This is a genomic window from Streptomyces exfoliatus (genome assembly GCF_000725545.1).
Lineage (GTDB): Bacteria > Actinomycetota > Actinomycetes > Streptomycetales > Streptomycetaceae > Streptomyces > Streptomyces exfoliatus.
The window spans coordinates 119,739-136,590 of sequence record NZ_JNZP01000006.1; the positions used below are offsets into that span (position 1 = coordinate 119,739).

Genomic DNA, 16,852 nt, shown 5'->3' on the forward strand with positions numbered 1-16,852 from the left:
GGTTGCCCGTACGACTGCCGTACGGGCAACCGGACAGCCGGGCCGCCTCGCCGACCGGTCACCGTCCAGGTCCAGGTCCAGGTCCAGGTCCACGTCCAGGTCCACGTCCACGCCATCAGGAAAGCCGTAGTCTTGCGAGGTGAGGCATACGGATTCCGATGGGCCGGTCGGCGGCGGTACGCGACCACAGCCGGCGACGGCGCCCGTGGCGGACCTGAATCTGCTGCGTACCTTCCTCGCGGTGTACCGCTCCGGCTCGTTCACGGCCGCCGCCGGACTCCTGGGGCTCTCGCAGCCCACCGTGACCACCCAGATCCGGGCCCTGGAGCGGCAGACGGGTCGGGAGCTGTTCGAGCGCCTACCGCGCGGCGTCGCCCCGACCCCGGTCGCCCACGACCTCGCGGCCCGCGTCGCCGCACCGCTCGACGCGCTCGCCGCCGCGGCCGGTGATGACGGCGCGGCGCACGAGCGGGCCGCCCCCGTCCACCTGGCGGGCCCCGCCGAACTGCTCTGTACCCGCGTCCTCCCGGCTCTGGCCCCGCTGGCGGCGGAAGGAGTACGGCTCCGCGTCACTCCGGGCCTGACCGAGCCGCTCCTCGACGAACTGCGCGCGGGGCGCCATGACCTGGTGATCGCGACCTACCGGCCGCGCGGGCGGGCCCTGACGGCCGTACCGCTGATGGACGAGGAGTTCGCGCTGGTCGCCGCACCCGCGTGGGCCGAGCTCCTCGGGGCGCGGCCTGCCGAGGAGTGGCCGGCCGCGCTGCACGGCGTCCCGCTGGTCACGTACGCGGAGGATCTGCCGATCGCCCGCCGCTACTGGCGGCACGTCTTCGGTGCCCGGCTGTCCCGCTCCGCCGCCGTGACCGTGCCCGACCTGCGCGGCGTCCTGGCGGCGGTGGTCGCGGGAGCCGGCTTCACCGTCCTGCCGCGCTACCTCTGCGAGGCCGAACTGTCCTCCGGCGCCCTTGTCGCCCTCCACCGTCCGGACGATCCGCCCATCAACACCGCCTACCTCGTTCAGCGCCCGGGACGGGCGACCGGTTCCGATGTCGCGCGCGTCCGCGACGCGCTGGTCGAGGCGGGCCGCGCCTGGTGATCCGCGTCGGCGGCGGCGCGCCGCCAGGCGCCCTCGCGGAGCAGGCGCAGGCCGTTGAGTCCGACGAGGACCGTGGAGCCCTCGTGGCCGAGGACGCCGAGGGGTAGCGGCAGGGTGCCCAGGAGGTCCCAGAGCACCAGGGCGGTGATGAACACGCCCGCGATGACGAGGTTCTGCACGACGAGCCCGCGGGCGCGGCGGGAGAGCGCGACGACCGTGGGGACGGTGGCGAGTTCGTCGCGGACGATCACCGCGTCCGCGGTCTCCAGGGCCAGGTCGGAGCCGGCGCGTCCCATGGCGATGCCGGTGTGGGCGGCGGCCAGGGCGGGCGCGTCGTTGACGCCGTCGCCGATCACCAGGACCCTGCGTCCGGCCTTCTCCTGGTCCTGGACGGCGGCGACCTTGTCCTGGGGCAGGAGTCCGGCGCGGACGTCGGTGATGCCGACGCCGGCGGCCAGGCGGGCGGCTGCGCGCGGGTTGTCGCCGGTGAGGAGCATCGGCGGGGTGCCGGTCAGTCCGGTGAGGGCGGCGACGGTCGCGGCGGCGTCCGGGCGCAGCCGGTCGGCGATGCCGAGGACACCGGCCGGTACGCCGTTCACCCTGACCAGTACGGCCGTGTGCCCGTCGGCCTCGAGGTCGCCCGCCACGGCGGCGGCGCGGGCGGAGGACGCGTCTTCGGCCCCCTGCAGGAGCCGGGCGGGCGCGCCGACCTCGACCAGGTCGCCGCCGACGGTGGCGGTGACGCCGAGGCCGGGTGTGGAGCCGAAGTCCTGTGCGGGCACGAGCTGTTGACCGCGGGCGTGGGCGGCCTGGACGATCGCGCGGGCGAGCGGGTGCTCGCTGGGATGCTCGGCGGCGGCCGCGAGGGCGAGCAGCCGGTCCTGGGCGGCACCGCTCTCGTAGGGCTCGCGCTCGTGCTCGCGCTCGCGCTCGCGCTGAGGGGAACTCGGTGCGCCCAGGACGCGGACGGCCGTGACGCGCGGGGTGCCCTCGGTCAGCGTGCCGGTCTTGTCCATGGCCACGACGTCGACCTGTCCGAGCCGCTCCATCACCACGGCGGACTTCACGAGTACGCCGTGTCGGCCGGCGTTCGCGAGGGCGGAGAGCAGCGGCGGCATGGTGGCCAGGACCACGGCGCACGGCGAGGCGACGATCATGAAGGTCATCGCGCGCAGCAGGGCGGAGGTCAGCTCCGCGCCGAACGCCAGGGGGACGAGGAAGACGGCCAGGGTGGCCGCGACCATGCCGAGCGAGTACCGCTGTTCGACCTTCTCGATGAACAGCTGGGTGGGGGCCTTGGTCTCGGAGGCCTCCTCCACCATCCGTACGATCCGGGCGATCACCGAGTCGGAGGCGTCCCGCTCGACCACGACGCGCAGCGCGCCGGTGCCGTTGAGGGTGCCGGCGAAGACCTCGTCGCCGGCCTCCTTGACGACGGGCAGGGGTTCGCCGGTGATGGTGGCCTGGTCGACCTCGCTCGCCCCCTCCGTGACACGGCCGTCGGCACCGACCCGCTCGCCGGGGCGGATGACGATGACGTCCCCGACGACGAGGTCCCCGGTCGGCACGATCTCCTCGGTGCCGTCGCCGAGGAGCCGGGTGGCCGTGGTCGGGGCGAGGTCGAGCAGTCCGCGGACGGAGTCGGCGGTACGGGCGGTGGCGAGCGCCTCCAGGGCGCCGGAGGTCGCGAAGATGACGATGAGGAGTGCCCCGTCGAGGACCTGCCCGATGGACGCGGCACCGAGGGCGGCGACGACCATCAGCAGATCGACGTCCAGGGTCTTGTCCTTGAGGGCCTTCAGGCCCTCCCACGCCGGTTCCCATCCGCCGGTGAGGTAGGTGGCGGCGAACAGCGGGCCCCATGCCCACGCCGGGGCACCGAGGAGGTCCAGGGGGAGGCCGATCAGGAACAGCACCAGGGCGGCCAGGGCCCAGCGGGCCTCGGGGAGCGCCAGCACGCGGGTGCGGCGCCGCGCGGGCGCCGTGCCGGCGGAGGCCGGGGCGGGCTTGGTCAGTGTGGAGGCCATGACAGAGGGAGTCCTTCACGGGGAGGAGTCGTACACCCCCACCGTACAGGAACACTTGAACATCCATTCATGTATCGGTTTCCGTAGGATGTCATCCATGGGCCACGGAGTGAACGCACCGGACAGCAGCACGACCCCGCGCACCCGCCTGACCAGCGAGAACGCACAGCAGGTCGCGACCACCCTGCAGGCGCTGTCCACACCGTCACGGCTCCTGATCCTCGCCCGCCTCCGCGAGGGGCCCTGCGCGGCGACCGAACTGGCGGCCGCCGTCGGCATGGAACAGTCCGCCTGCTCCCACCAGCTCCGCCTGCTGCGCAACCTGGGCCTGGTCACCGGCACCCGCGAGGGCCGCTCCGTCGTCTACGCACTCCACGACGACCATGTCGCCGGCCTCCTCGACCAGGCCCTTTACCACGTGGAGCACCTCCGCCTCGGCATGACGGACGCGACTCCCGGGGCGAGTTGACGCACCCCGACCCCCGTGCGGCGGCGCGCCCACGGGCGAGGATTCGGGCGGGCCCGGGAGGCACGGGACGAGACCCTGCGCATCGACGTCGCGGTCACGGAGTCACGGCTGTTCCCCATGGTGTCCGAGGCCGAACCGACACAGCGACCGGCCGCCGGTGCGTGAAGTCACACCACGCGAGAGGCCGGTTCACGGCGGCACGCCCGTGAACCGGCCATCGCGTCAGCTGTGCGACGGGCCGGCGCGTCAGGCGCTGCCCTCCGCGCCGGTCGGCCTGGTGTGGCGGACCAAGGCCGAGCCGGCCATGGCAAGGACGGCCGCGACACACAGCAGGGTGATCGCCTTCGCCGCGGAGAACGTGGAGCCGAGGCTGCTGTTCAGCAGATCGACGCCACGGGCACTCGCGAGCGCGTGGAGCGCGATGAGGCCGACGGCGAGGCCCGCGGCGGCGGCCCAGACGATCATGGTGTCCCGTATCGCGAGCCATGCGCCGCAGACCAGGCAGAGCACGGTGACGACCACGGACAGGGTCTCCGCCTGGCCGCCGGACCGCATTCCGGCGAGGTCCGTGGGCAGTTGGATGAAGCCGCAGACGATGAGCGCGACGGCCGCCGGCCAGCGGAGCGCCGACCGGAGGGCAGGGGAGACGGTGTGGCTGCCCGGGCCCACGGCCAGGGCGCCGTCCAGGGCCGACCTGGGCCTTCTCGCAGACCCCCGCGCTCGTTTCGGGGAGGCGGTGACGACCGGGACGCCGTCCTTGCCGGCCTTCACACGGCCGACCTCACCGGTGCCGGCTCGCCGCTTCCGGGCGTCGTCCCCGCCGACGGTGGAGCGCCAGTCGCCGCTGTCGGCGCCGAGGATGCTCACCAGCTGCACCACGTCCTCGATCGGCCGGCCCACGGCCGCGGCGCGCAGCGTGGTCTCGGCCTGCTGGAGGTCGTACCCCGACGCGTTGAGCAGCGCGAGCAGGTGCCGCACCTCTTCCAGGGGCCGGGAGACGGCGGCCGCGCGCAGCGCCACGTCGGCGGGGCTGGACAGCTGGCCTGTCTCCTTGAGCCGGGCGACAAGAGCGGCGACCTCCTCCACCGGACGCTCGGTGGCCGCGGTCGACAGGAGAGTACGTATCGCCTCGTCGCCGGACTCGGTCGGGGCGTCCGGCTCCTCCGGGGCGGCCTTCGGCTCCACCTCGGGCTCGGGCCTCTCGGACAGCGTCCGGACGGCCTCGGCGGGAGGCGTGGTGGGCGGAGTTGGGGTATACGGCGTACTGGGAGCCGCGTGCGGGGATACGGCGGCGAACCTGGAGTCCGGCGCCTTGGCGGACCCGGCTGTCCGCTCGTTCTCGTCTTCCGCCGGATTGGTATTGAAGTGGTCGGGGGTCATGTCGCGGGCTCCGTTCGTGGAACATCCGGTAGGCGTCCACCGTGTCTGTCTCGTGTTGCGCCATCACACGCACACGTGATTACTAATAGTGCGCACTTTGTGACACTGCGCCATCCGAGATGGTCCCCGCTGAGCCGATCGGGCGAAAAGGGGCGCCACACCGGGCTGCCGCCACGGCCCGCGTGAGCGGGGCGGGCCATCAGCCGATACGCTCCCGCGCCCTCCGCGCCCTCCGCGCCCTCCGCGCCCTCCGCGCCCTCCGCGCCCTCCGCGCCCTCCGCGCCCTCCGCGCCCTCCGCGCCCTCCGCGCCGAAGAGGGTCCCCTCCCGCGGAAGTTCCGCGGGAGGGGACCTGGATTCCCGGCTTCAGCTCTCCGACGGGGTGAGCACCACGAAGTCCGCGTTCGACGGGTCGAGGCAGACGGCCAGGCGGCCGACGCCTTCCGCGTCCTCCGGCCCCATCTGCACGCTGCCCCCGTTCTCGGTCACCTTGGCGACCGCGGCGTCGCAGTCGGCGACGGCGAAGACCGGATGCCAGTACGGCCGCCCGTTCGTCAGCGCGAGGTCCTCCTTGCGGAGCTCCATGAGGCCCCCGTGCATACGCTCGTCGGGAAGCCCGGCGGGCGTGATGAGGGAGTACGTGCCTCCGCCTCCGGGCGCCGGCATGTCGGTGAACCGCCAGCCGAGGATGGTGCCGTAGAACTCCTTCGCGGCCGAGGCGTCGCTCGTGTACAGCTCGGTCCAGGACAGCGAGCCCGGCTGGTCCACGAGGTCGACGCCCTTGTTCGTACCGGGCTGCCAGACGGCGAACTCGCCCCCCATCGGGTCGCTGAACTGCGCCATCCGGCCCCACTCGTCGAGGTCCCTCGGCGGCACCCGCACCCTGCCGCCCCCGTTCTGCACGGCCCGGGTCGTGGCATCCGCGTCGGTGACGCAGTAGTAGATCATCCAGGCCGAGCGCGCGCCCGCCTCGGTGAGCTTGCCGAGCCCGGCGACGACCTTGCCGTCCTTCCGGAACATCCCGCCTTCCATCTCCTCCCCCTCCCCTTGCCCCTCCCCCGGCTCCTCCCCCATGGACTCGTACTCCCACCCCAGCACCGCGCCGTAGAACGCCGCCGCGGCCGGGACGTCCGGGGCGCCGAGGTCCAGCCAACAGGGGGAGCCGGGGACGAAGTCAGTGGTGATCACAGCGATTCCCTTTCGCAGATCAGGTGTCACCTCAGCGTGACACCGGGCACTGAGACCTGCCCGTCGGCCGGTCCCCGTGTCAGGCCGAGGGGTGGACCTCGTGCACCAGCGCGGCTCCCAGGGGCGTGCGGCTGTGCCGCACGGAGGCGCCCCGCCGTTCCGTCACGACGAGACCCGCCGCGCGCAGTGCGGCGGTGTGGCGGCTCGCCGCCGTGGTGGAGACGTGGAGACGTGCCGGGAGCAGGTCCTGGGGGTCGGCCGGGAGCGGCGAGGGACCCCGCTCGTGCTCCGTCCGGAGTTGGGCGCGAATCGTGGACGGCATCGGGCCGGTGAGGCTGGTCCACGGCGTGTGGGCGTGCGGGTGGTAGAGGTGGAGGAACCCGCAGAACGCGCCTGGTCCGTAAGTGGCCGCGATCTGCTTGTAGTCCGCCGGGAGCGGCGTGCCGAGCGATCGTTCGACGGTCGGCCACTTTGTGGTCGGTGCGGTGGGTGGGGGCGGGCAGAGGCTGATGAGGCGGTCGATGTCGGTCATGGAAACGGTCCTCGGCGGTGGCGCTGTTGTCGGCCGTGAGCGGCTTCGGTGAGTGGTGAACGTCGGTGAGTGGTGGACGTCATCCTGCCGCCGCATACGGCACCGCCGGCGTGAGCTCCACGAGAGGCCCGGTGTCCGTTCGCCCCGTCCTCAGGGCGTGTGGACTTTGAGCGGACCGCCCGGTCGGCCACCATGGGCTCATGAGCCACGGATTCGAGACCCGCACCCTGGACGTCAGCACTGGCACATCAGAGACGGTCTACGACCTGACCCGGGAGTGTGCCTCCTTCCTGGCGGAGGTCGCGCAGGGCCGGGACGGACTCCTGAACGTCTTCGTGCCGCACGCGACGATGGGTGTGGCGCTGATCGAGACCGGCGCGGGCAGCGATGACGACCTGCTGACCGCTCTGCGCCATCTGCTCCCCGCCGACGAACGGTGGCAGCACCGCCACGGAAGCCGGGGGCACGGCCGCGATCACGTGATGCCGGCGATCGTCCCGCCCCACGCGACCCTGCCCGTGATCGGCGGCGAACTGGCGCTCGGCACCTGGCAGTCGGTGTGCCTGGTGGACACGAACAAGGACAACCCCGAACGCCAGGTACGGCTGAGCTTCCTGGGGTAGCTCTGGCTGCTCACGTGTCGAGCGCGTCGGCGTACAGAGTGAACAGGCGCAGCTCGGGGGCGTCGGGGGCGCTGCCGGTCGCCCGCGCCTCGCGGAGGTGTCTCCAGCAGTCGGCGGCCAGGCGGCGGGCCTGGCCGCCCGGCCAGGGAGTGGGCAGGAGTTCGGGTGGCAGGAGGGGGTCGGGGGTCATGGCCGCCGTGAAGAGGGCGGCGAGTTCGATGGCCGTCGTGAGCCGCGCGGCGTCCGACGGAGCGGGCCCCTGAGTGAGTCGGGTGAGGCGGGACTCGGCGAAGGACGCGAGCTGCCGGTGCCGGGCGGCGATCTCCTCCAGGGGCCACAGCGCGGCGGCCAGGCCCCGGGGGTCGGTGGTCCTTCCCATTCGCAGGTCCGTGGTGGTCAGGCAGGTGAGGCTGTCGAGGACGCCGAGGTGGTCGGCCTGCGATTCGACGAGGTCCGTGACGGGGTTGGCGGTGACGTACAGGCCGCTCTGGAGGGGTGCGGCGCCGAGGTGGAGGAGGCCTTCGCGCAGGGTGTCGCGGGCGGCGCGACGGGATTCGGGGATGGCGAAGCCGAACAGGTGCCATGTGCCGTCCCACGGGGCGAGCCCGGCGTCCTGCCGGTAGGCGTGGCGGACGTAGGCGGCGTCCGGAGCCAGGGATCCGGTGACGTCGGCGACGGCGCGGAGAGTGGCTTTGCGCCCGCGGCCTTCCTGGGTGAAACGACCCTCGTCGACGAGGCGTTTGACGCACAGCCGCACCTGTTGGTCGGTCATGTGGAGCAGATGGGCGACGGTGTAGAGCTCGCCCGCGTCCACGGTGCCGTCCTCGCGCACGAGGGCGTGGACGAGCAGCCGGGTGGGGATGTCCGGCGCGTCGGACCCGCCCGGGGCAGGGTCGGGCCCGCCCGCGCCAGGGTCGGTGGCGTGGTCCGTGGTGCTGGTGTTCATCGTGCCTCTCCCGCGCCTGGCGCGTCCGCCCTGGTGACCTGGCGGTGCATGGTCGTGACGGCGCTGAAGCCCAGCAGACCGCGCAGGCAAGGGGTCCGCTCGGTGCGGACGGCGGTGAAGCCGTGCCGCTCGTACAGTGCCTTGGCTCGGGGGTTGACGTCGATGACGTCCAACCGGATCCGTCGGCAGTCGTGCTCGGCGGCGAGCGTCGCCATGTCCCGCAACAGCAGGCTACCGATGCCGGAGCCGCGGTGCGCCGCCTCCACGGCGATCCCGTCCATCACGAGTTCACCCTGGGCGGGTTCCCGCTCGAAGAGGGCGAGGATCGCCAGCCGAGGCAGGCCGCGGAGCGGGCCGTAGGTCGACAGCACGTCCTTCACGCCGCCGCCGGTGAGCCCCCGGCCGCCGATCCTGTAGCCCGCCACGCCGACCACCCGGCCGCCTGCGAGCGCGGTGACGCCCCGGTCGTGGTGCAGATGGGCCGCGATGAACGCCCGCCCCACCTCGGGTGGGTTGAGCGCCGGACCGAGCTTGCGGCCGAACGCCTCCCAGTAGAGCGCCGCCACCTGCTCCTCGCTGCCTGCGGGTATCCCCCGGCGCAGGACCGGTCGGCCACCTTCCGCCGGGTGGGCCGTTCCCTCTGTCGTCTCCATGCCACCCCTTCCGTAGAACCGACTCACCCTTCTCGATCGAGTGTAATACGCTCACTCTGAATACGAGCGTTTTTGATGCGAGCGATTGGGTGGAGCATGTTCGCGATTCGTCGGGCGCCGGGGCGGCGCAGAGGGCGGTGGGCGGTGTGGCCGCTGGTGGGAGTCCTGCTGGTGAGCGCCGGGGTGGCGGTGTGGCAGAACACGTACGCGCTCCGCGAGGAGAAGGTGTCGTTACGGCACGACGGGAAGCTGCTCGACGGGGTGCTGGCCATGCCCGAGACGGGTGACGGGCCCTTCGGCCTGGTCGTCTTCGTGCACGGCGACGGTCCGGTCGACGCGACGCACGAGACGTTCTACCGACCGCTGTGGGAGACCTTCGCCCGGGCCGGATACGCCTCGCTGTCGTTCAGCAAGCCCGGTGTCGGCGGCTCGGAGGGGAACTGGCTGGAGCAGAGCATGGCGGACCGGGCGGAGGAGACCCTGGCCGCGGTGGCCTGGGCCCGCGGGCGTCCGGAGATAGACGGCCGCCGCATCGGCCTGTGGGGAGCGAGCCAGGCGGGCTGGGTCCTGCCCAAGGTCGCCGCGGCGGACCGGCGGCTCCAGTTCGTCGTCGCCGTCTCCCCGGCCGTCAACTGGCTGCGGCAGGGGCGCTACAACCTCCTCTCCGAACTGCGCCGGGACGGCGCCGGCGCCGAGGAGCGCGACGCGGCGCTGCGCAGGCGGGAGACCACTCTGGGCCTGCTGGGGCGCGGCGCGTCCTTCGCCGAGTACCGCGCCGCGGTCGGCGACGTGGGCGACATGACCGCCGCCCGATGGTCGTTCATCGCCAGGAACCACCGGGCGGACGCGACCGCGGACCTGCGCGCCATGCGCGGCACGCCGGTCCTGTTGGTGCTGGCCGGCCACGACGTCAACGTCGACGTCGCCGACACCGAAGCCGTCTACCGCGGCATCCTTCCGGCGGCGTCCCTGACGGTGGCGCGCTACCCCGACGCCGCGCATTCCCTGGTCGACCACGCGGTGGAGAGCTCGCGGTGGCGCCTGACACTGACCGCCGTCCTCGCCCCCAGGAAGCTGTACGTCGGTGGGTTCCTGGCCGATCAAGCACGGCTGCTCCGGCGACTGGGTTCCGGAGAGGGGCCGGCATGACCGGCGCGACCGAGACGACTGCCGTGAAGGACAGGCACGTCGGGCGTCTCGGGGCCGTCGACGCGCTGCGCGGATTCGCCCTGTTCGGCATCCTGATCGTGAACAGCACCTACCTGGCCTCCGCTTACCACGGCACCGGCGTGGAGGACCCCGGCGTCGGCGGCCCGCTCGACGATGCCGTGCGCGCGATCGTGGCGACGTTCTTCGAGGCGAAGTTCTTCCTGCTGTTCTCCTTCCTCTTCGGCTACGCCTTCACCCTGCAGCTCGCCTCCGCCGACCGCGCCCGAGCGCGGTTCGTCCCGCGGTTCCTTCGGCGTCTGACCGGACTGTTCCTCCTGGGGGTGGTCCACGCCGTCGTGCTGTTCCCCGGCGACATCCTCACCACCTACGCCGTCCTCGGGCTGATCCTGCTGGTCTTCCACCGCATCCGGCCCCGCACCGCCGTGCGCACCGCCGTCGTGCTGTTCGGTGGCACCGCCGCCGCGTACGCGCTCCTCGCCGTCGCGGTCACGCTGTGGTCGGCCCACGCCGGTCTGGACGAGGTGGCGGCCGCGGCCGACGCCGCCCGGGCCACGGAAGCCCTGCGGGGCGACGCCGCCTCGGTCGTCTCGGCGCATCTGGACCAGCTGGCGGACGTCGTGTTCATGCTGGCGTTCTTCCAGGCCCCGGCGGCGCTGGCCGCCTTCTTCCTCGGCCTCGCCGCCGGCAGGCACCAGGTCCTCAGTGACATCACGGGCTACGGCCGCCTGCTGAGGCGTCTTCAGGCCTGGGGCTTCACCGTGGGGCTCGGCGGAGGCGCGGTCTACGCCCACGCGAGCCTCGCCCATCCGTCGACCGCCTATCAGATCCTCGCGCTGGGGGTCGACGTGATCACGGCGCCGCTCCTGGCCGCCGCGTACGCGGCCACCGTCCTGCGCCTCGCGAACGGCCGACACGGCAGGACCGTGATCGCCGCGCTGGCTCCGGCCGGTCGGATGACACTGACCGACTACCTGACCCAGTCGCTGGCATGCGCCCTGCTGTTCACCGGCTACGGAGCGGGTCTCGTCGGCCGTGTCCCGCCCACGGGCGTCGCCTCGATCGCCCTGACGCTGTTCGCCGCCCAGGCACTGGCAAGCCGCTGGTGGCTCGGCCGCCACCCGTACGGGCCGGCCGAGTGGGGACTGCGGGCCTGGACCACCCTCTCTTGGCCCGACTGGAGAACCGGTCCGAGACGGGGCGACAATCCGGCGCGCTCCGTTCAGTCCGGGTCAGTGGCCCGTCGAGCTGCCACCAGGCCCGACTCGTAGGCCGCGATCACAGCTTGCGCTCGGTCACGGGCGCCGAGTTTGTCGAAGATGCTGCTGATGTAGTTCTTCACGGTGGAGACACTGATCTCCATGGTGCTTGCGATCTGCTTGTTGTCCAGGCCGGTGGCCACGAGGCGCCAGACCTCCACCTCGCGCGGGGTGAGACCGGAGGTCCTTTGTGCGGCGGGCCGTCGGTGGTTCGGGGGCGCCACCTGTTCGTTCCTGACATAGGTGGAGATCAGTCGGGTCAGCAGACGGGGCGCGACGGCGGCCTCGCCCGCACGGACCGTGCGGATCGCGGCCACGAGATCCTCGGGCGAGCTGTCCTTGGGCAGGAAGCCGTAGGCGCCGGCGCGCAGGGCGGCGACCACGTACTCGTCCATGTCGAAAGTGCTCAGGGCGAGCACCCGGCACTCGGGAAGGTCACGAGCCAGTCGCTCGGTGGCGGCCACGCCGTCGAGGACGGGCATCCGGATGTCCATCACGACGACGTCGGGACGGTGCTCTCGGGCGAGCACAAGGGCCTGCTCGCCGTTCTCGGCCTCGGCGACCACGGAGATGGACGGCGAGGGGCCGAGGATCAGGGCCAGTCCCCGCCGCACAAGCGGCTGATCGTCCGCGATCAGTACCCGGATCATCCGCTCGCCCACGGCATCGTTCTCGGTGTCTGTCCGGATCACCGGTCAGTCCTCCTTGTCCTGGCCCGTCGGAGCTTCCAGCGGCAGGCTCGCCACGACCCGGAAGCCGGCCTCGGGCAGGGGACCGGCCTCCAGCGCTCCGCCGTGCAGGGCGACCCGTTCACGCATGCCGATCAGACCGTATCCATCGCCATGCCTGATGCCGGGGGCGGGGGCGGGCGCGGACTCTGCCGCGTCCCTCGCGCCCTGGTCGGTGACGGACACACGGACGCACTCGGGTAGACAGGTGAGGCGGACCTTCACCGGAACGTCGGGCCCTGCGTGCTTACGGGCATTGGTCAGTGCCTCCTGGACGATCCGGTAGAGGGTGAGTCCGACCACCGGGGACAGTCGTCCATGCTCGCCCTCCACGGTCAGCTCGGTGGGCTGTCCGGCCTGCCGGGACTCCTCGATCAGGCGGTCGAGGTCGGCCAGGCCGGGCTGCGGCGCCTCCGGCGTGCCGTGCCGGCCGGTCGCCGTGTCCTCGTCGGTCCGCAAGACGTCGAGGAGCTGCCGCATCTCGCGCAGGGCCAGCCGCCCCGACTCCTCCAAGGTGACCAGTGCCTCGCGGACGACAACGGGGTCGTGGTCGAGGTTGGCGCGGGCGCCGCCCGCCATCAGCTGCATGGTGGTGATGCGGTGGGCGACGATGTCGTGCAGCTCCCTGGCGATGCGGCGGCGTTCCTCGGCCACCGCCCGGTCGGCAAGGAGTCGGCGGTTGGCCTCCGTCTCCCGCTGCCACCGGTTGACCGCGAGGCCGGTGGCGGCGATGAGGCAGGCGGCGAGGCAGGCGCTGATCACGTTCATGTACCCGCGCGGGGCGGCGAGATCCGGGGTGAGCAGGGTGACGCCGATCGCCCCGGTCGCCAGGGCGGCCGTCGCCCACGAACGGCCGGTCCGGGCGGCCGAGTAGAGGGCGACCGCGAGGGTGGCGCCGAAGTGATGGCTGATGGATTCCGTCAGATTCAGCAGCGCGACGAGCACCAGGCTGACGGACATCACGGCGAGCGGGAAACGGCGCCTCATGAGCAGCGGCAGCGCGGAGACGGTCACCAGCAGGATGCCGGGAGCTGATACGGGATCACCCTTGACCTGCGCGAACGCGGTATATCCGATGAGGTCCACGACGGCTGCGCCGACGGCCAGCAGGGCGTCGTTGCGGGTCCACGGCAACGCGTCGGCGTCCGGCGGGTCGGGGTGCCCGCGCAGTTCCCGGCGCGATGGCGGAGCGCTGTGACGCGTCGCCATGTCGGTCCCCTCCCCCGTTGTTCTCCGCTGTGCTGCCGCACGTCCCGCCCGGCATCGGCAGCCGGCTCCCGCCATTGTCCCCGCCTGCCGACGGCGCCGGCTCCGCCCCGGGAAGGAGATCGGACCAGGAGCAGGGTCCTGGTCCGGTGGAGGGACAGGTCCAGGGACCCGTACGGCATCTCGTCCCGCACTCCGACGGTCCGCGCGCATTCCGGTGATGTGCTGGAAGGGCACTGTCCGAGATCGCCTACGAACGGAAGTCCTCGTGATTCGCGCCCTGACCGGATTCTCGACGAGAAATCCATGGAAAGTCATCACCTTCTGGGTGCTGCTGGGAATCGGACTGGGCCTGGTGGGTCAGGCACTGGTGTACCGGGTCACCGAGAGTCAGCTCGGTGACTTCCTGCCGGAGAAGTACGACTCGGCGGCGGCGCTGAAGGTCGCCGAGGACAAGTTCGGGATCAAGCCGGACGCCAATACGGTGACCATGCTGGTGAAACGGGCCGATGGAAGGCCGCTCGGCGCGGCCGACGAGCAACGTGCGGAGGCGGCCGCGGCGGCTCTCGGCAAGCTTCGCGTGACCATGCCGAAGTCCGACGACGCCCCAGACCTCCTGACGAAGGACCATTCCCAGACGCCGAAGATAGGCACGGTGGTCCTCGCACCTGCCGGAGAGGTGGCGCCCGGCGCTTTCGCACCCCGCCGCAGTTTCATGCTCTTTTCGATCAGCTTCTCCGGCAATGCGAACGACCCTGGCCTGCAGAATGTGTTCAAGGAATTCCGAAGTACCGCTTCCGGTATGTACGAGCAGGGCGGACTTCGCCCAGGCTTCACCGGCGGTCTGGCCGACGTCGTCGACAGTCGCGATGCGGAGAAGACCACGAGCACAGTGGCCGGGGCACTGACCATCGGCCTGATCGTGCTGCTGAACGTGCTGGTGTTCCGCAGTGCGCTGGCGGCGCTCCTCCCGCTGCTGGCGGTCAGCCTCGTCGGCGGGGCCGCCGCGGGTGCGGTGGTCGGCACGGCACTGCTCACCGGGATCACACTGGACCCGAGCACACCGCAGCTGATCAGCGTGGTGTTGCTGGGCATCGGGGTCGACTACTTCCTTTTCCTCCTGTTCCGCTTCCGTGAGCGGTTGCGCGCGCAGTCCGAGCGCGAGGCCCGCGAGATCGTGGGTGAGGTGACGGGGCGGGTGGGCTCCGCCATCACCTCGGCGGCACTCACCATCGTCGCCGCCTTCGCCACCCTCGGTCTGGCCGGCTTCGGGCAGTTCCGGGTGCTCGGCCCGGCTGTCGCGATCTCCGTCATGGTGATGCTGCTGGCCAGCCTGACCTTCATGCCCGCCCTGCTCGCGGTCACCGGCCGCAGGATGTTCTGGCCCTCCGGCACCCTGAAACGCGCTCCGCGTGAGGGTTCGGCCGGCCGCTTCGGCGACATCGTCGCCCGGCGACCGCTCGCCGTCATGGCCGGCGCGATCGTCCTGCTCGGTGCGCTGGCCGCCGGGATGGCCGGCATGAAGATGGACTACGGCACCGGCAGCGGCGGCTCGAACACATCGGCCGCGGCCACCGCGGCGGAGATCTCCCGCACCCTGCCCGCGGGGGTGTCCGACCCCACCGAGGTCTACGTCACCAGCGGCGACGGCCGCGCCCTCGACCGGCACGGCGTCGATGTCCTGGTCAAGGCGCTCGGCCGCACGCAAGGCGTGGGGCAGGTGACTCCCGTCGCATACGACAAGGCGGGCGATGCCGCCCGGATCGGCCTCTACCTGACCGCCGACCCACAGAGCCAGCAGGCACGCGACCTGGTGTCCGGTCCCGTGCGGGCGACCGTCGCGGCGCACGTGCCCGCGGGCGCCGAGGCACACGTAGGCGGCACGGCAGCGATCTTCGCGGACATCTCCGCCGCCGTCTCAGAGGACCTGCAGCTGGTCTTTCCCGTGGCAGCCGCCCTCATCTCGCTGATCCTGCTCGTCCTGCTGCGCAGCGCCCTGGCACCGGTGGTGCTCATGGTCTCCGTCGGGCTCGGCTTCGCCGCCACGCTCGGTGCCTCCGCTCTGCTGTTCCAGCACGTGCGCGGCGAAGCAGGAGTCAACTTCACCCTGCCGCTGGTGCTCTTCCTGTTCGTCGTCGCCCTGGGAACGGACTACAACATCCTGATGAGCGACCGCATCAGGGAGGAGATGGAGCGCCCCGGCCCGGCCCGCGCGGCGGTGGCACGCGCCGTACGGCACACGGCGCCGGCCGTGGCCACCGCCGGACTGGTGCTGGCCGGTTCCTTCGGCAGCCTGGCGGTGAACCCCGCTCCGTCCACCCAGCAGATCGGCTTCGCGACCGCCCTCGGCATCCTGCTGTCGGCGTTCGTTCTGTCCGTCGCGCTGGTCCCGGCGCTCGCCGCGCTGCTCGGCCGCTCCCTGTGGTGGCCCGTCCGACCCGGCCGCACCGCGAGGCAGCCCTCGGCGTACGAACCGGGGCGTCGGGCCGGCGAGACGGGCCCCGCCGCGGTCCCGTACGACCGCGCCGGCACGAACTGATCGCCGCGCCGCCGCCTTCGCGCTCCCGCACGTCCACCACCGCGAGGAAGTCGCGGGCGAGCACCGCGACCTCGTACGTCAGCTTCGGCCTGCAGTTCCTCGAAGATCCGATTCCTCGTTCCCTTGCTGTCGGCCGCTTGTTGACGGGCCCGCGATCGTGGAGTCGATCGCGATCAGCCAGTCCACCTCCGACGACATGTACGCAAGTGATCACCTGCTCCAGGTCTGTCTCCCTGCCCATCTGGGTCCGAATCGGCCCGTCGCGGTCCGAATCCTCCACGTCGCCATCTCGGGTGCACCGACGAGGCGGCCACAGCGACCCAGGACGGCACCAGGGGCCGAGCCGCTCGGCGATGGTCCGCCGACCGGCCCGGCCCCAGGGCGGCGGGTGCCTGAGATCACCGGGACGGGGACGGCGGACGAGGCACGGGAGAGGCGTGGCGGGTGTCCAGGCGCCGGCCCGAGCCGCTGCGGCTGGTCGCCGAGGAGACCGGCGCCCTTGCCCGTACCGTGGGACCTCGGGGACCCCGCCGCCGTGGCCTCGCTCGTCGAGACGGCGGTCAGCACGTACGCGAGGCTCGACGGTCTGGTACTCAACGCCGACATCGGGCGGGCGGCGCGGTGGTCGCGGTGGCCTCGGTGTACGCCCTGCGCAACGCGTCGGGAACGCCGCCTACGCCACCTCCAAGACGGCGCTGCTCCAGCTGTGCCGCTCGCTCGCGGTCGACTACGGCGGCGCGGGGCTGCGCGCCAACACCATGTGCCCGAGCTGGGTGCGCACCGACATGGCCGACCGCCGGACGAACCGGTTCGTCGAGGAGGCGGGCCTGGACGGGGACGGTCTGGAAGCGGCGTACGAGGAGGTGACCCGGGTCCTGCCCGCCGGGCGGCCCGATGAGCCGCACGAGGTCGCGGAGGCCATCGACTGGCAAGCCACAGGACCTGAACCTCAGCGGCATCCAGCAGAACGCGCTGACCAATCCTCTTCCCAGACCGCTGAGATGTTCCGCGGCGAGTGACGGCTGGGCGTCCCCGGT

The 16,852-nt window shown here is 72.3% G+C and carries 14 protein-coding genes and 1 pseudogene; 7 read left to right on the forward strand and 8 right to left on the reverse strand.

Going from position 1 to position 16,852, the window contains the following annotated elements; translation table 11 throughout:
• The first annotated feature begins 139 nt into the window (after positions 1-139).
• Positions 140-1,099: a LysR family transcriptional regulator gene (locus IO20_RS0109465; protein WP_030550753.1), complete on the forward strand. Its 960-nt coding sequence runs from the start codon at positions 140-142 to the stop codon at positions 1,097-1,099.
• Here the strand turns inward: IO20_RS0109465 and IO20_RS0109470 are convergent.
• Entirely contained in the window at positions 1,021-3,126 is a 2,106-nt protein-coding gene (locus IO20_RS0109470; protein WP_051874498.1) for a heavy metal translocating P-type ATPase, read from the reverse strand. The genes IO20_RS0109465 and IO20_RS0109470 overlap by 79 nt on opposite strands.
• A 97-nt stretch (positions 3,127-3,223) precedes the next feature.
• Between IO20_RS0109470 and IO20_RS0109475 the strand changes: the two genes are divergently transcribed.
• Entirely contained in the window at positions 3,224-3,595 is a 372-nt protein-coding gene (locus IO20_RS0109475; RefSeq protein ID WP_030550757.1) for an ArsR/SmtB family transcription factor, read from the forward strand.
• Positions 3,596-3,841: 246 nt separating this feature from the next.
• On the opposite strand, the gene IO20_RS0109480 is transcribed toward IO20_RS0109475, so the two are convergent.
• The 3 genes from IO20_RS0109480 to IO20_RS40940 all read right to left on the reverse strand — a co-directional run bounded on the left by IO20_RS0109480 (position 3,842) and on the right by IO20_RS40940 (position 6,694).
• Positions 3,842-4,975 carry a hypothetical protein gene (locus IO20_RS0109480; RefSeq protein WP_245684908.1) on the reverse strand — a complete coding sequence of 378 codons (1,134 nt, stop codon included), beginning with the start codon at positions 4,973-4,975 and terminating at the stop codon, positions 3,842-3,844.
• Positions 4,976-5,340: 365 nt separating this feature from the next.
• Positions 5,341-6,162, reverse strand: coding sequence for a VOC family protein (locus IO20_RS0109485; protein ID WP_030550760.1), 822 nt, complete (start codon positions 6,160-6,162; stop codon positions 5,341-5,343).
• A gap of 79 nt (positions 6,163-6,241) precedes the next feature.
• Complete coding sequence (locus IO20_RS40940) at positions 6,242-6,694, reverse strand: helix-turn-helix domain-containing protein (protein WP_051874499.1); 453 nt, start codon at positions 6,692-6,694, stop codon at positions 6,242-6,244.
• A gap of 200 nt (positions 6,695-6,894) precedes the next feature.
• Between IO20_RS40940 and IO20_RS0109495 the strand changes: the two genes are divergently transcribed.
• A complete protein-coding gene (locus IO20_RS0109495) occupies positions 6,895-7,317 on the forward strand; it encodes a YjbQ family protein (protein ID WP_030550764.1) in 423 nt (140 codons plus the stop codon).
• A 10-nt stretch (positions 7,318-7,327) separates the two neighbouring features.
• Here the strand turns inward: IO20_RS0109495 and IO20_RS0109500 are convergent, their stop codons facing one another.
• Positions 7,328-8,263 carry a PaaX family transcriptional regulator C-terminal domain-containing protein gene (locus IO20_RS0109500; protein ID WP_078946018.1) on the reverse strand — a complete coding sequence of 312 codons (936 nt, stop codon included), beginning with the start codon at positions 8,261-8,263 and terminating at the stop codon, positions 7,328-7,330.
• The gene (locus IO20_RS0109505) at positions 8,260-8,916 is read right to left on the reverse strand and encodes a GNAT family N-acetyltransferase (protein WP_030550768.1); all 657 of its coding nucleotides are present in this window, start codon (positions 8,914-8,916) and stop codon (positions 8,260-8,262) included. The genes IO20_RS0109500 and IO20_RS0109505 overlap by 4 nt, the downstream gene beginning before the upstream one ends.
• Positions 8,917-9,012: 96 nt before the next feature.
• On the opposite strand from IO20_RS0109505, the gene IO20_RS0109510 reads away from it, so the two are divergent.
• A complete protein-coding gene (locus IO20_RS0109510) occupies positions 9,013-10,065 on the forward strand; it encodes an alpha/beta hydrolase family protein (RefSeq protein WP_030550770.1) in 1,053 nt (350 codons plus the stop codon).
• Positions 10,062-11,354, forward strand: a complete 1,293-nt coding sequence (locus IO20_RS0109515; RefSeq protein ID WP_051874500.1) for a DUF418 domain-containing protein — start codon at positions 10,062-10,064, stop codon at positions 11,352-11,354. The genes IO20_RS0109510 and IO20_RS0109515 overlap by 4 nt, the downstream gene beginning before the upstream one ends.
• Here IO20_RS0109515 and IO20_RS0109520 read toward each other — a convergent pair.
• Positions 11,306-11,992, reverse strand: coding sequence for a response regulator (locus IO20_RS0109520; RefSeq protein WP_030550775.1), 687 nt, complete (start codon positions 11,990-11,992; stop codon positions 11,306-11,308). The genes IO20_RS0109515 and IO20_RS0109520 overlap by 49 nt on opposite strands.
• A gap of 45 nt (positions 11,993-12,037) precedes the next feature.
• Positions 12,038-13,279 carry a sensor histidine kinase gene (locus tag IO20_RS0109525; RefSeq protein WP_030550777.1) on the reverse strand — a complete coding sequence of 414 codons (1,242 nt, stop codon included), beginning with the start codon at positions 13,277-13,279 and terminating at the stop codon, positions 12,038-12,040.
• Between the two features lie 265 nt (positions 13,280-13,544).
• Between IO20_RS0109525 and IO20_RS0109530 the strand changes: the two genes are divergently transcribed.
• Entirely contained in the window at positions 13,545-15,815 is a 2,271-nt protein-coding gene (locus tag IO20_RS0109530) for an MMPL family transporter (RefSeq protein ID WP_078946019.1), read from the forward strand.
• A gap of 420 nt (positions 15,816-16,235) precedes the next feature.
• Positions 16,236-16,744, forward strand: a pseudogene (locus IO20_RS38380) (SDR family NAD(P)-dependent oxidoreductase); the annotation flags it as partial.
• Positions 16,745-16,852 lie beyond the last annotated feature (108 nt).